At 40.2% G+C, this 14,033-nt stretch carries 14 protein-coding genes; 5 read left to right on the top strand and 9 right to left on the bottom strand.

All coding sequences use genetic code 11. From position 1 onward, the window contains the following. Positions 1-121 precede the first annotated feature (121 nt). The 9 genes from BUA96_RS15810 to BUA96_RS15770 all read right to left on the bottom strand — a co-directional run bounded on the left by BUA96_RS15810 (position 122) and on the right by BUA96_RS15770 (position 8,573). Positions 122-1,141 (bottom strand): threonine aldolase family protein, encoded by a 1,020-nt coding sequence (locus BUA96_RS15810; protein WP_072984767.1) that lies wholly within the window; start codon positions 1,139-1,141, stop codon positions 122-124. A gap of 20 nt (positions 1,142-1,161) precedes the next feature. After that, positions 1,162-1,971, bottom strand: coding sequence for an SDR family oxidoreductase (locus BUA96_RS15805; RefSeq protein WP_072984765.1), 810 nt, complete (start codon positions 1,969-1,971; stop codon positions 1,162-1,164). After that, positions 1,965-3,032, bottom strand: coding sequence for a type III polyketide synthase (locus tag BUA96_RS15800; RefSeq protein ID WP_072984763.1), 1,068 nt, complete (start codon positions 3,030-3,032; stop codon positions 1,965-1,967). The genes BUA96_RS15805 and BUA96_RS15800 overlap by 7 nt, the downstream gene beginning before the upstream one ends. Then, complete coding sequence (locus BUA96_RS15795; RefSeq protein WP_084673192.1) at positions 3,008-3,709, bottom strand: methyltransferase domain-containing protein; 702 nt, start codon at positions 3,707-3,709, stop codon at positions 3,008-3,010. Before BUA96_RS15795 ends, BUA96_RS15800 begins: the two co-directional genes overlap by 25 nt. Next, positions 3,706-4,830: an NAD(P)/FAD-dependent oxidoreductase gene (locus BUA96_RS15790; protein WP_072984761.1), complete on the bottom strand. Its 1,125-nt coding sequence runs from the start codon at positions 4,828-4,830 to the stop codon at positions 3,706-3,708. The genes BUA96_RS15795 and BUA96_RS15790 overlap by 4 nt, the downstream gene beginning before the upstream one ends. Positions 4,831-4,968: 138 nt before the next feature. Next, positions 4,969-5,670 carry a YiaD family glycine zipper/OmpA-like lipoprotein gene (locus BUA96_RS15785; protein WP_072984760.1) on the bottom strand — a complete coding sequence of 234 codons (702 nt, stop codon included), beginning with the start codon at positions 5,668-5,670 and terminating at the stop codon, positions 4,969-4,971. Positions 5,671-5,755: 85 nt separating this feature from the next. Further along, positions 5,756-6,241: a lipocalin-like domain-containing protein gene (locus tag BUA96_RS15780; RefSeq protein WP_072984758.1), complete on the bottom strand. Its 486-nt coding sequence runs from the start codon at positions 6,239-6,241 to the stop codon at positions 5,756-5,758. A gap of 26 nt (positions 6,242-6,267) precedes the next feature. Then, positions 6,268-6,426, bottom strand: coding sequence for a DUF1328 domain-containing protein (locus tag BUA96_RS15775; protein ID WP_072984756.1), 159 nt, complete (start codon positions 6,424-6,426; stop codon positions 6,268-6,270). A gap of 146 nt (positions 6,427-6,572) precedes the next feature. Next, a complete protein-coding gene (locus tag BUA96_RS15770) occupies positions 6,573-8,573 on the bottom strand; it encodes an alpha-ketoacid dehydrogenase subunit alpha/beta (RefSeq protein WP_072984755.1) in 2,001 nt (666 codons plus the stop codon). Between the two features lie 221 nt (positions 8,574-8,794). Here BUA96_RS15770 and BUA96_RS15765 point away from each other — a divergent pair, with 221 nt between their 5' ends. From BUA96_RS15765 to ppk1, 5 genes are all read left to right on the top strand, one after another. Beyond that, positions 8,795-9,745, top strand: coding sequence for an isopenicillin N synthase family dioxygenase (locus tag BUA96_RS15765; RefSeq protein WP_072984753.1), 951 nt, complete (start codon positions 8,795-8,797; stop codon positions 9,743-9,745). A 4-nt stretch (positions 9,746-9,749) separates the two neighbouring features. Continuing rightward, positions 9,750-10,082 carry a translation initiation factor gene (locus BUA96_RS15760; protein WP_072984751.1) on the top strand — a complete coding sequence of 111 codons (333 nt, stop codon included), beginning with the start codon at positions 9,750-9,752 and terminating at the stop codon, positions 10,080-10,082. Between the two features lie 16 nt (positions 10,083-10,098). Beyond that, positions 10,099-11,034 carry a DUF1835 domain-containing protein gene (locus BUA96_RS15755; protein WP_072984749.1) on the top strand — a complete coding sequence of 312 codons (936 nt, stop codon included), beginning with the start codon at positions 10,099-10,101 and terminating at the stop codon, positions 11,032-11,034. A 1-nt stretch (position 11,035) separates the two neighbouring features. Beyond that, positions 11,036-11,908, top strand: coding sequence for a nucleoside phosphorylase (locus BUA96_RS15750; protein WP_072984736.1), 873 nt, complete (start codon positions 11,036-11,038; stop codon positions 11,906-11,908). 69 nt (positions 11,909-11,977) lie between these two features. Next, on the top strand, positions 11,978-14,032 hold the full coding sequence (gene ppk1, locus BUA96_RS15745; protein WP_072984735.1) for a polyphosphate kinase 1: 2,055 nt from the start codon (positions 11,978-11,980) through the stop codon (positions 14,030-14,032). The last annotated feature ends 1 nt before the right edge of the window (position 14,033 follow it).

Genomic DNA, 14,033 nt, shown 5'->3' with positions numbered 1-14,033 from the left:
CTAATTCTTTACGACCTATTTTTGAGTAATTAATAATTTAAGCCTGCATCAGACTTATATCATTAATCAATTACCAGCATTTATTCTAAAAATCAGAATATCAAAAACCAAAAAGTGTGGTTTATCCTTGTTTTAAAAATGCCAAGAAATGCTGATGCATCGCTTCGGTATAATCGTAATGTGTTACGATACGAAGTTTACCTTTTCCTAAGGCGCTGATGTGAATATCTTCGGCTTTTAGGCGTTCTATAAACTGTAACTCATCTGCATCTGCGCGCAGGTTAAAGATCAAAATATTGGTTTCTACAGGCTCTACGTGTGCTACTTCTGTATGCTGATTTAAAGCAATTGAAAGTTCCTGAGCACGTTTGTGATCATCTGCCATACGCTGCCAATGATGCTCAATACCGTACAGCCCGGCCGCCGCAGCAAAACCTACCTGACGCATACCTCCTCCTAAAACTTTGCGTACACGCATCGCTTTATCCATAAATTTTTGTTTACCCACGAGCACAGAACCCATTGGCGCGCCTAAACCTTTAGACAAGCACACTGAAATCGTATCAAACGCAGCCCCATAATCTCTAGGAGATTCATCGGTTACTACGAGCGCGTTCCATAGACGTGCTCCGTCAAGATGAAAACCTAAACCGTGATCGTCACAGATCTTTCTGATTTTTAAAATCTCTCTAAAATCATAACAGGCTCCGCCTCCTTTATTGGTGGTATTTTCAAGGCACACCAGAGACGTCAACGGACTGTGATAAAAATCTGGCGGATTGATATGTTCCTCTACCTGATCTGCCGTGATCATCCCCCGATGCCCGTCAACGAGTTTGCACGAAACGCCGCTGTTAAACGAAACGCCACCACCTTCATAATTGTAAACGTGCGCATATTTATCTGCGATAAGTTGCTCGCCGGGTTGCGTATGAATTTTAATCGCCGCTTGATTGGTCATCGATCCTGTTGGGAAATACAGCGCCGAGTCCATCCCAAATAATTCAGCAATATGCGCTTCTAATTTATTAACGCTGGGATCTTCCTTATATACATCATCCCCAACTTCGGCGTGCATCATTGCATCTAACATTCCCGGAGTGGGTTTCGTGATCGTATCGCTACGCAGGTCTATTTTCATTCTATATTATGTTTTCTTAATTATCTTAAATGTTCCCCGCCATCTACCGGAATCACCGCTCCGTTGATCCAGTTGGCTTCGGGTTTGGTCAACAAGTACACCACATTGGCAACATCTTCCGGAGTGGTCAATCGCTTTTGCGGGTTGCGCTCCAATGCCTGAGCTATAATCTGATCACTTCCCGGGATCAATTGTAAACTTTCGGTATTGGTTACGCCGGCTTGAATACAATTTGCCGTGATCTTTAATGGTGCCAATTCAAATGCTAAACTGCGAATTATGGCTTCTAAAGCTGCTTTAGCTGCGGAAACTGCGGCGTAATTGGGTAACGGTTTCGTACTTCCCTCGCTGGTAAAAGTTAGGATTTTCCCGTTTTCTTCAAATAAACCAACGTTTGCAAATGCGCTCGCCCAGTCGTATAAACTCACCGCCATCGCTTCGGCAGTAAGTATAAAATCCTTCCCGGAAAGTTTAGCTACGGAAGCGTCCTCTGCATAAATCGGTTTGAGATTTCCTTTGGCAATACTGTGCAATAATACTTTTACTGAAGCATTCTGCTTTGTAAAAAAATCTTTCACCTTATCAATAGTTGCCGGGTTGAGCGCATCGAGATTAAAGCTTTCGATCTGAATTCCTGTTTCGCGTAAGGCTTCAATCGTAGGGTTAAATTCCTCGAGTTTGCTTCTGCGCGTGCGGTGCACGATGCAAAGATGTAAACCCTTAGCGGCGAGTTTTTTTGCCGAAGCAAAACCTAAACCGCTGCTTCCACCCAAGATCAGGGCCCAGCTGTTAGCCGTTTCTTCGGTATTAAATTCAAAAGTATTTACCATTGTAACAATATACGTTGTGCTGAAAAACCGGGACCAAAACTAAGCATCAATCCATAATCTTCGGCAGGAATTTTTCGATTTAAAAAGCGTTCTAGAACATACAACACGGTTACACTGCTCATATTGCCATAAAGCCGAAGAACTTCTTTAGTATCGTCAATATTTTTTCCGGAAGCGCCAAACAAGCTTTCTACGGTCTGAACGATTTTCTTTCCGCCGGGATGAAATACCAGATTATTGACTTCTGAAATACTTATGTCATTCTTTGCGAGAAACGGATTGATAATCTGCGGAAAGTGCGCTGCTATTGTTTCCGGCACCGATTTGTCAAGAATCATTTTGAGTCCGTTGTTTGTCAGGTCAAATCCCATCATCTGTTCGGCATCGTAAAAATGATACATTTCGGTATCGATGATTTTTGGTCCTAACGCCTTTTCTTCTGAAGAAAGCAATACGCAGGCCGCGCCATCACCAAAAATCGCCGCACTCACAATATTTGCCATCGAAAAATCATCTAGCTGAAAAGTCGCCGTAGGACTTTCGACCGCAATTACCGCAGCACGTTTACCGGGATTGGCTTTTAGAAAATCATTAGCATACAACATCCCTGAAATTCCTGCGGCGCAACCCATTTCGGTGACGGGTAATCGGGTAATATCTTGTCTCAGCTTTAAGCGGTTAATGAGATAGGCATCAAGCGACGGAATCATAATTCCCGTGCAACTCACGGTGATGATATAATCTAGGGATTGCGGTTCCCAACCTGTTTTTTCAAGTGCTGAGCGCAGAGCATCTTCTCCAAGTTGGATTACTTCGCGTTTATAAATGTTGTTTTTATGCTCAAAAGAAGTCGCGGTAAACACCTCATCGGGAGCCATAATACTGTAGCGTTTGTCTACCCCGGCATTGGTGAAAATCTTTTTTACTTTACGCTGAAAACGCTCCTGCTGCCCTGCCATCCATTGTGTGACCAAAGGGAGAATCTCTTGGGTTTCCCGGCTATATTGCGGGACAGCTTTAGCTACACCTGCGATTGCTACTTTTGATTTTCTAATATCCATAAATATCTGAACGCCCAGCGCCATTTTATATTAAACGACTGTACCCCGAGTTTTGATGTAAAAGATAGCAATTCGTTTTTTGTAAAGGCGCGTTCTATAGAAATTAAACCATCGTGTCGTGCCATTGCGCTTCTCATAAATACACGACTATACGCCTGAAACAATCGATATGCAATCGTACTTCGCTGTAAATCATTGATCACTATTCCTAAGTTAGCCAACTTTAAAAACTGCGCTAGGAACTTTAAAATTTCAGTATCGGTAAAGTGATGCATGGTTAAGGTTGAAGTGATTATGTCTATTTCCAGATGGGTTTCATTCAGCTTAAAAACATCCTGAACTTGAAACGACACCTCCGGAAAATCTTGTGAGCGTTTTTGTGCCAAAGCAATGCTTTTAGGATTGATATCGATCCCTATCAGTTTTACAGCAATAGAGCGCTTTCTGGCAAAGTTGGCGATACTACGCAGCATTGCTCCGTCGCCACATCCTACATCGAGAATGGTGTAACTTTTTTGCGGAAACCGATCAAAAAAATAGCGTAACCCCTCTAAAGTGACCTGCTGACCACCCAAGTATTTATTTACGCGAGTAACCTCGGCCAAGGCGGCTTTCAAAGTAGCTTCATCCACGTGGGGGTCGTCCATCAATTCCGGGGTTAATTTGCGATACTTCAAATTTTTAAAGGTTTTCCGTGGGTTGTTTGAATGAGTTTTTGTGTCACTTTTGGCAGGTGTTTTAGCACTTGTATTCCTGTGGATGTGAGCGAGTCATTTTGCAAAGCGCGCTGCAACAAGTTTCCGGCACGCAAGCGATTTGTAAACGTACGCTTCCAGAGCTGCTCATAATGTTGCTCTAGTTCGCTACGAGACCAATCTTGATTCACGTACTCACAAATACATTCTGAAGCTAATTTAGCCGAAATAACCGCCATCGCCATTCCGTTTCCGCATAAGGGATGAATGAGTCCGGCACTGTCGCCACACATCAACATATGATTTTCTACGCTCGGTTTTGATTGAAAAGCGATCTGACTGATACTTAACGGTTGATCCAAAAGAGATTCTGCTTGGGAGAAAAACTTCCTCAAATGCGGATTTTCACAAAGCACTTTTTGTTGAAACTCTTCAATATTCTTAAAAGGTTTGAACGCTTCGGTACGGGTTAGATAGCAAACATTTATTTTATGATTTTCAACCCTAGAAATTCCGCAGTAACCACCTTTAAAATTATGCAGACTCACTTGATCTGAACGAATTTCCCCAGCATAGTGGGCTTTAACCGCCAACCAATTGTTCTTAGAATTTGTGAAATTTCGGTCCAGTTTAAAGTCTAAATTAGAACGTTTCCCAAAGGCACCAATCACCAAATGAGCTTTAAACTCTTGCTGATCTTTAGTTGAAACAGAAAATGTATTTTCAGCAAAATGAATATCCTCAACAGTCTGAGGGATCAAAGTGCATCCTAAACTAAGGGCATATTCTAAAAGATGATGATCAAGCTCGTATCTACTTATCCCAAAACCGCCTAGAGGCAATTTAATATCAAGCGAGTTTCCATTGACCGCAGACAACGCTAAATGATCAATTGCGACCGCGCCCCACTGTAGAGGATCAACGCCCAGATAGTTCCAATACGGTAAAATTTCGTTAGAAAGGTACTCACCGCAAACTTTATGTTTTGGGAAGTGCTCTTTCTCAAAAAGCAACACATCAAATCCAGACTTGCGCAAATGAATTGCGGCAGTTAAACCGGCCAGTCCTGCACCAATAATTGCTATGTTAAACGACTTTTTCAATCGAGTTTCAAATTACGATTTAAACAACATCAGGGCAAGCCTCGGACAATTAGGCGTATAAAAAAACTCCTTACATCAATCAATATAAGGAGTTCTCTCAATTAAGCATCCTAAAAAAGGAATCTTAGTATAAGCCTTTTAATTTTCACCCGCTTCCTGCTTAGCTTCGTTTACCATCTCTTGGTTAGGTACGATTGCTAAAGTTACGCGACGGTTTTTAGAACGTCCTTCCGCAGTATCATTAGTATATTTTGGTTGCTCTTCACCATACCATTGTGTAGTGAAACGACCGGAAGCAATTCCTTGTGTTACCAAGTAGTTAGTAACCGCTTGCGCACGGTTTTTAGAAAGCGTCATATTATAATCCGCCGAACCGGTACTATCAGTATGCCCAACTACTAAAACATTGGTTTGAGGATATTCTTGCATTACGCGTGCAAGACCATTTAAAGTTTCTTGAGATGCGCTGTTGATGTCATACTTGTTGGTTGCAAAATACACCCCACTATTCTCGTCAAAATTTACTACGATACCATCATCTACACGCTCCACTTCGGCTCCAGGAATTTCTTCCTCGATACGTTGTGCTTGCTTATCCATTTTTTTACCGATCACGTTACCGGCAGCACCACCTACAACACCACCTATAACAGCTCCTAGTTCACCACCATCACCTTTTTTACCAACATTGTTACCAATTACAGCGCCCAAAATAGCACCACCGGCTGCACCTATTACGGTACCTTTTTGTTGATTATTTGCATTTCTTGTGGCCTCACATCCCGTTAGCATCGTAATAGCGATTGCAAATACCGAAACATTTTTAAGTATATTTTTCATAATTGTTTTATTGATTATTTATATAAAAATATGCTTTTAGCTTGAAGTTTTAGGTTCAATCTAAAAGCATATCAATTTATTAAACTTATTCAGAGATTTTAGAAAAGTTCATTACAATCGTAAATGGTTTTCCATCTACTTGAACCGTCTGCGTAAAGGTTAATTCGTTATCAGACAAATAGTTGATATTTAAACGAAAACCAGCATTGTTCATTGTTGATTTCATTTTCTCATCTGTGGGCTTTAGCAAAATATCATAAGAAGTCGCACTCTCTTGAGCGGGAATACTCCATACAAAATAGCGTTTGCCTAATGCACAACTTCCATCGGTAATTTCATAATTACCAAAGTTGTTATTCGGGATGAACCTCCAGGTACTTCCCACCATACACTCAGATGAAGCGTCGCCAAAAAGCGTCACATCGTAAACTCCCGGAGCGTTGTTGTAATTGATATTATCTAAATTCCAATAACCTTTAAGGGTTTTTCTAGATTGTTTTACAACTTGATCGCTGCTTCCGCAAGAGACCAAAAACACACTTAAAAGCAATACTGTGATAATCCGTTTCATAAATTAAATATTGATTAAACTAAGTTTTATCTAAATAGTCTTGAAAGTAAACTAATCAAGAATAAAACGATAAAAATGAAGAAAAGTATTTTAGCAATACTCTCTGCTCCAGATGCGATTCCACCGAATCCAAAGATTGCTGCTACGATCGCAATAATGATAAATATAACTGTCCACTTCAACATAATTTTTAAGATTTATTGGTTAGTAATAGTCCAAAAATATAGAGAAGCCACAGTCGATTTTTTAGAATTAATAGTGTTTAACTTTGCGCTGTTAAAATGCGTTAAGGAATAGTTTCCGTCCTTTTGATTCCGATAAAATTTTAACATTAGTACGCAAGTAATGCTTTGATAGCCTCTGCTAATTTACGCTTTGCCAGATACTGATTTTCAAGGAGCTGCGCAAAAGGAACGGGCGTATCTAAACTTGATAATCGCTTGATCGGTGCGTCTAAATAAGTGAAACACTCCTCTGCAATGTAGGCCGAAATATCAGCAGTTATGCTTCCGAAGTTTACATCTTCGGTCACCAATAAAACCTTTCCTGTTTTTGCTACGGAAGCTTTAATCGTATTGTAATCTAATGGAATCAAACTACGTAAATCTATGAGCTCAACAGACCAATCTTTATGATCATTCAAAACTTCTATCACCCAATGCACCGGAGCGCCGTAAGTAATGAGTGTGATTTTTGAGCCTTCCTGCACCACCGAAGCTTTTCCCAAAGGCAAGGTGTAATAGTCTTCAGGAATCTCTTGAGTAATGGTTCTATACAAAGCCTTATGCTCAAAAAACAACACAGGATTCTGATCTTCTATTGCTGCTGCGAGTAAGCCTTTGGCATCATATGGAAAAGCGGGATATACGACTTTAAGGCCGGCAGTATGGGTAAACCACGCCTCGTTAGTCTGGCTGTGAAACGGTCCTGCCCCTACTCCTGCACCGCACGGCATTCTGATCACCACGTCTGCCGGTTGGCCCCAGCGGTAATAACTTTTGGCCAAATAATTAACAATAGGATTAAAACCACTACTTACAAAATCTGCAAATTGCATTTCTACGATGGCTTTGTATCCATTAATGGCCAAGCCCATTGCAGTTTCAACGATTGCCGACTCACAAATAGGAGTATTTCTGATGCGTTCTGAGCCAAATTGCTCCACAAAACCTTCGGTTATTTTAAACACACCGCCGTATGCAGCTACGTCTTGCCCCATTAAAACGAGATTCGCAAAACGCTCTAAACTTTGACGAAGTCCTACTTGAATGGCATCTATAAACCGAACCTGCTGTGTAGCCTCACCGGGTTTTATTTGGGTAAATTCAACTGGAGCAAAAACATCGTTGAGTTCGGTATGCAGATCAGCACTTACAGCTGGTTCTGTAGCAACCTTTTGCAAAGCTTGTTCAATTTCTTGATGAATCTTATCCTCGATCTCGTGCTTTAGGGCTTCGGTTAATAGACCTTTTTCTATTAAATACGATTCAAAATTAGTCACAGGATCGCGCAATGCCCAAGTGCCTAATAAAGTTTCCGGTACATATTTAACACCGCTCGCCTCCTCGTGCCCACGCATTCTAAAAGTTTTAAACTCGATCAAAACCGGTCGTGATCGCTCTCTTACTGATTGCGCAATAGTGCTAAGCTTCGTATACACTTCAAGAATATTATTGCCATCTATAATGTGGCTTTCCATCCCATAACCTTTTGCCCGATCTGCCAGATGCTCACAGCGGTATTGCTCTGATGTGGGTGTAGAAAGTCCGTAACCGTTGTTCTCAATACAAAATAGCACCGGTAAATCCCATACCGAGGCTACATTTAAAGCCTCGTGAAAATCACCTTCGCTGGTACCGCCTTCGCCCGTAAAAACGGCGGTGACCTTTGCTTCATTGCTCAACTTGTGTGCTAAAGCGATTCCGTCTGCGACTCCAAGTTGTGGACCCAGATGCGAAATCATACCCACTATTTTATAGTCTTGTGTTCCAAAGTGAAAACTGCGGTCTCTGCCTTTAGTAAATCCATTAGATTTTCCTTGCCATTGACTAAAAAGACGATCTAGCGGAATTTCCCTACTCGTAAAAACCCCCAGATTGCGATGCATAGGTAAAATATATTCATCGCTATGCAACGCCAAGGTCAAACCAACCGCAATCGCTTCTTGCCCAATTCCACTAAACCATTTAGAAATTTTTCCTTGGCGTAAAAGAATCAACATCTTTTCTTCAATGCGTCTTGGTCGCAACACATGCTCATACAGTTTTAATAAAGTCTCGCTGTTCAAATCATAAGACTGTAATGCGCGCTGCAGGTTTTCTTCTATATTCATACTTTAAATTTATACAATGCCGGTGCTTTGAAAAATAATTGTTTTTTGACTGAGGCCTATGTTTCACCTAAACTTCACCTGCTTTTATATATTTCGCCCCTAGAATTTAATTTATACACAAATGATAGTGAGCGACTTATATTTTAAGGATTGTTTAAAAATTGGAGCCGTAAATATTTAATATCTTTACATAATGCAAACATTGAATGTACCTCTAAATTATGAATAATATACCCAGCGTTAACCTCGCAGACTTTTTAAGTGAAGACCCGGCAAAAAAGCAGAAATTTGTTGATGAGATTGGTAAAGCTTACGAAGAAATAGGATTTGTTTCCTTAAAAAATCATTTTCTTGATGATGCTTTAGTCGATGCTCTATATAGTGAAGTAAAATCCTTTTTTGACCTTCCCGAAGCAACAAAACAGAAGTATGAAATTGACGGTCTTGGTGGCCAGCGCGGTTATATCTCCTTTGGAAAAGAACACGCTAAAGGCAAAAAAGAAGGGGATCTGAAAGAATTTTGGCATTTTGGTCAAGAACCGGATGCTGATGCTAATTTGATCGAAGAATACCCTGAAAATGTTGAAGTCAAAGAACTAGAAAACTTCAATAAAACCGGGATGGAAGCGTATAAAATGCTTGAAAAAACAGGAATTTATGTATTACGCGCTTTGGCTCTTTACATTGGTTTAGACGAGTTTTACTTTGATAAATGGGCAAGAAATGGCAATAGTATTTTGCGCCCTATACACTATCCTCCCATTACTGAAGAACCTAAAGGCGCTGTGCGTGCCGGTGCTCACGGTGATATCAACTTAATCACATTGTTGATGGGTGCCTCAGCAGGTGGACTGCAAGTTTTAAGAAATGATGGCGAATGGATTGATGCCATTCCTAACGAAGACGAACTGGTGATCAACGTGGGTGATATGCTGGAGCGTCACACCAATAATAAATTAAGATCCACAATTCACCGCGTTACCAATCCGCCTAAAGAGCAGTGGGATACACCGCGTTATTCCATTCCGTTTTTTATGCATCCGCGCAGTGAAATGCCATTGAATTGTTTAGAGGAATGTATTGATGATGCTCATCCAAAAGCCTATCCTGATATTACAGCAGGCGAATTTTTACACCAACGTCTTGTTGAAATAGGCTTGATTAAAAAATAATTGAATGGACTTACAAGACCAGCTCAAAAACTTATTTCCTGATCACGAACCCGAACCGGATCAACACGAGGAAGATCCTAATGATCTAGGGATCTGGATGCAAGAAGATCCGCTGCTGTGTAAATATGAAAAACGCAAAGGAAAGCCCATTACCATTATTGAAGGCTATACCGGTGCCGATTCAGATTTTAAAATTCTGTCTAAAGAGCTCAAAAAAATGTTAGGCGTAGGCGGAAGTTTTAAAAAAGAACAAATAATAATTCAAGGAGATTATCGCGATAAAATCATGACGTTTTTAAAAGACAAGGGTTTTAAAGTGAAACGTGTAGGCGGCTAATTAAGAACCCTTTCTTATGAAAAAAAACACATTGCATATCACCAATGGTGACAGTCTTACTGATCGTTTAAACACGCTGGATTTAGACGGTGATCTGGTTATTTGGCGTGAAATGCTTTGTGAAGGTCCTACGGTTGAAAAAGTAGGTTCTCCTGAATTTATCGCAGCGCGAAAGAAATTCTTTAAGGAAACCTATAAAATCTCTGAAGCAGACTACGAGCAAAAATTTGTGAGTCAGTTGAATAAGCTAAATGCAATCAACTCGTACGACGAAGTGATTCTCTGGTTTGAGTTTGACTTATTTTGTCATATCAATATGCTAGCTGCGATAAGTTACCTTATTCAGCACAAAAGTACGATGCCCATTTATATTGTGTGTAGCGGTTGGGTAAAAGGACAATCCCAATTAAAAGGTCTTTCGGAGTTGACAGACGAGCAGCTTTTTATGCATTATGATAAGAAGATTAGACTAGCTCCCGAAGATCTAAAAATTGCGCATCACATCTGGCAGTTGTATTGTGATGAGAAACCCATTGAACTTAAAGCAGAGATTAAAAAAAGCTCTAATTTCAAATATTTGTCCAGCTGCATCAGAGCACATATTGAACGTTTTCCCAACAAGAATACCGGTCTCAACACCCTTGAGACTAATATTTTAAAACTCATAGATCTACACGATATTACTTCTAAGCAGCAACTTTGCGGTTTTGTCCTGAACTATCAAGGCTATTACGGCTACGGCGATATGCAAATTAGTAGAATGATCAAGGCGCTCAAGCCCTTTTTTAGAATGCACGAAGGCAAATTAGTTTTAAGTACCAAAGGTAAAAACGTGCTGGAAGGATCAGAGAATTATTATGACATCGTAAAAGACCAATCTACCTATGGCGGAACTCACAAATATTCTTTTTTATACAATCCTGCAAGTCACGAACTTTTAAAATACAGCTAGAATGACGCTAGCCCCTTCTGAATTTATACTCAATGAAGATGGTAGCATTTATCACCTTCACCTCCTACCCCATCAAATCGCGCAAACCATAATCACCGTTGGAGATCCAGATCGGGTGGATACGGTTACACAACATTTTGACAGCATTGAATGTTCTGTTCAAAAGCGGGAGTTTAAGACCACAACCGGTGTTTATCAAGGCAAGCGAATCACGGTTATTTCAACGGGAATTGGCACAGACAATATTGATATCGTATTAAATGAATTAGATGCGCTTGTCAACATTGATTTTAAAACGCAGATGCTTAAACCTGAGCATACCGCACTGCAAATTATTCGGCTGGGTACTAGTGGGTCTATCCAGAAAGATATTCCGGTTGATGCAGTTTTGTTGAGCGAAAAAGCTTTGGGCTTTGATGCTTTACTTCATTTTTACCAAAGTAAAACTGTAAGAGATCAACATCTTGAACAAGCTTTTGTTGCTCATACCAAGTGGAATCCGGAAAAGAGTATTCCGTATGCTGTTTCGGCAAGTGCTTCCCTCTTAAATCATTTTAAAACAAAAGCGCATTATACAGGAATCACAGCTACTAATGTTGGGTTTTATGGCCCTCAAGGCAGACAACTTCGATTAAAAACCGAAGACAGCGCGCTCAATAATAAACTAGAAACTTTTAAGCACAAAGGAGAACGCATTACCAACTTGGAGATGGAAACTTCAGGGATTTACGGCTTGAGTACACTTTTGGGGCATCAGGCACTTTCTGTAAATGCGATCTTAGCCAACAGAGCTACCGGTGTTTTCAGTAAAAATCCTGCCAACACCGTAAATCAGATGATCATAGCAGCATTAGACCGTATTGCGTTGCTCTAACCTCTTTTAACAAAAGCTTAATTCAGACCGTTAAGGGCTTTCGTATTTTTGAAGAAAACCTATCAAAATATGGAAAATGATCTGGCTGATAATTTAATTCACAGAGATTTAAACTGGCTCAGTTTTAATGCTCGTGTTTTACAAGAAGCTCAAGATAAAGAGAACAACCCGCTTTATGAGCGGATGAAATTTTTAGCCATTTATTCCTCAAATCTTGATGAATATTTTAGGGTACGTGTTAGTCAGCTTCGCCAAATGAAACGCGTTGAAAAAAGCATCAGAAAAAAGCTTGCGCTGAAGCCTAACAGAACCGTAAAACAAATTCTCGCAATAGTTAAAGAGCAACAAGAGGCTTTTGGTAAAATTTACAATGATGAGATTTTACCTGAACTTGCCAAGAACAATATTGTTTTGGTTCCTTCAGAGCAGTACACTAACATTCAGGCGCAATTGGCTAACATTTGGTTCATTGCACACATCAAGAATAATCTGGAAACCAAAGTCATTGATCCTTCAAAAGAAAAAGAGATTTTTCTTGAAAATCAGAGCTTGTATCTATGCGTAACCTTTTCTGATTCAAAAAATATAGGATTTGTAAAAATCCCAACGCAAACTAACGATCGCTTTGTAGATTTAGGAAAAGTTGAGGGCACCTATCACATCACATTTTTAGATGATATCATTAGGTACGAAATTCATAATATCTTTAATTCTGAGACCATTGATGGTGTTTATGAGATCAAACTTTCTCGTGATGCCGAACTTTACATTGATGATGAATTAGGCGGAATTTTAGCCGAACGTATTTATAAATCTTTAGAACAACGCCAGGAAGGACAACCCACACGGTTGCTCTATGATGCAGCAATGCCTAAACCGGTAGCTAAGCGCTTGCGTAAACTGTTAAATTTAGGGAAGATCGATATGATGCCTGGCGGGCGCTATCACAACTTTAATGACTTTTTTAAATTCCCAGACCCTACCAATAATCCTGAGCTGCATTACGAAAACAAAGCCTTTATAAAACACCGTACTCTCGAGAAAGTCCCGGACTTCTTCAAAGCAATTGCCGAAAAAGACCAACTCGTACACTTCCCGTTTATGAGTTTTAATTACGTAGAACGCTTTGTAGAGCAAGCCGCAGCAGATGATGCCGTGACGCATATTAAAATTTCTTTATACCGCGTAGCTGATGAATCTGTTCTTACTTCGGCACTGCTGAAAGCCATCAAAAACGGAAAAAAAGTAACGATTTTCATTGAAGCCAAAGCGCGTTTTGATGAAGAGAATAACATCACTTGGGGACGCAAATTTGAAGAACAAGGAGCCCGCGTAATCTATAGCTATCCGCGGATTAAAGTTCATTCAAAAATTTTGATGATCATTCGTGAAGAGCAAGACAAACCGGTACGTTACGCCTACATTGGCACAGGAAATTTTAACGGCGAAACGTCTAAAATATACTGTGATCACGGTTTATTTACTGCGCATAAGAAAATCACTAAAGAGCTAGGCCGTGTTTTTAGAGTGCTTGAGGGAGAGCTAATTATTCCACGGAATAAACACCTCTTGATTTCTCCTTTTACGACGCGTAGAACTTTTGAGAAACTCATTCACAATGAGATCGAGGCCGCTCAAGCCGGTAAAAAGGCTCAGATTACTGCAAAAATGAACAGTCTTGAAGATCCAGATATGATTCAGCTGTTGTATAAAGCGAGTCAGGCCGGCGTACAAATCAGACTGATTGTACGTGGATTCACGTGCCTTATTCCGGGAGTGAAAGGCCTGAGTGAAAATATATACATGACTTCAATTGTTGACCGTTATTTAGAGCACGGCCGTATTTACCTGTTTTATAATGGTGGAGATGAGCAAATGTATATGGGCTCTGCCGACTGGATGACGCGCAATCTTGACCGTAGGATTGAGGTGCTTACACCTATTTATGATAAAGATCTATTTGCTGAGCTTAAAGATATTTTAGTGCTTCAACTGGCTGATAATGTCAAAGCTAGAATTCAAGATGAAGCCGAAAGTAATGTATATGTAAAACAGAAATCTGGAGATAAGCGCATACGGTCGCAATATGAAATTTATGATTATCTAAAACTTAAAAATCACTAGC

This window comes from Leeuwenhoekiella palythoae (genome assembly GCF_900130045.1).
Classification (GTDB): domain Bacteria; phylum Bacteroidota; class Bacteroidia; order Flavobacteriales; family Flavobacteriaceae; genus Leeuwenhoekiella; species Leeuwenhoekiella palythoae.
This window is presented reverse-complemented; position numbering and strand designations above follow the sequence as displayed.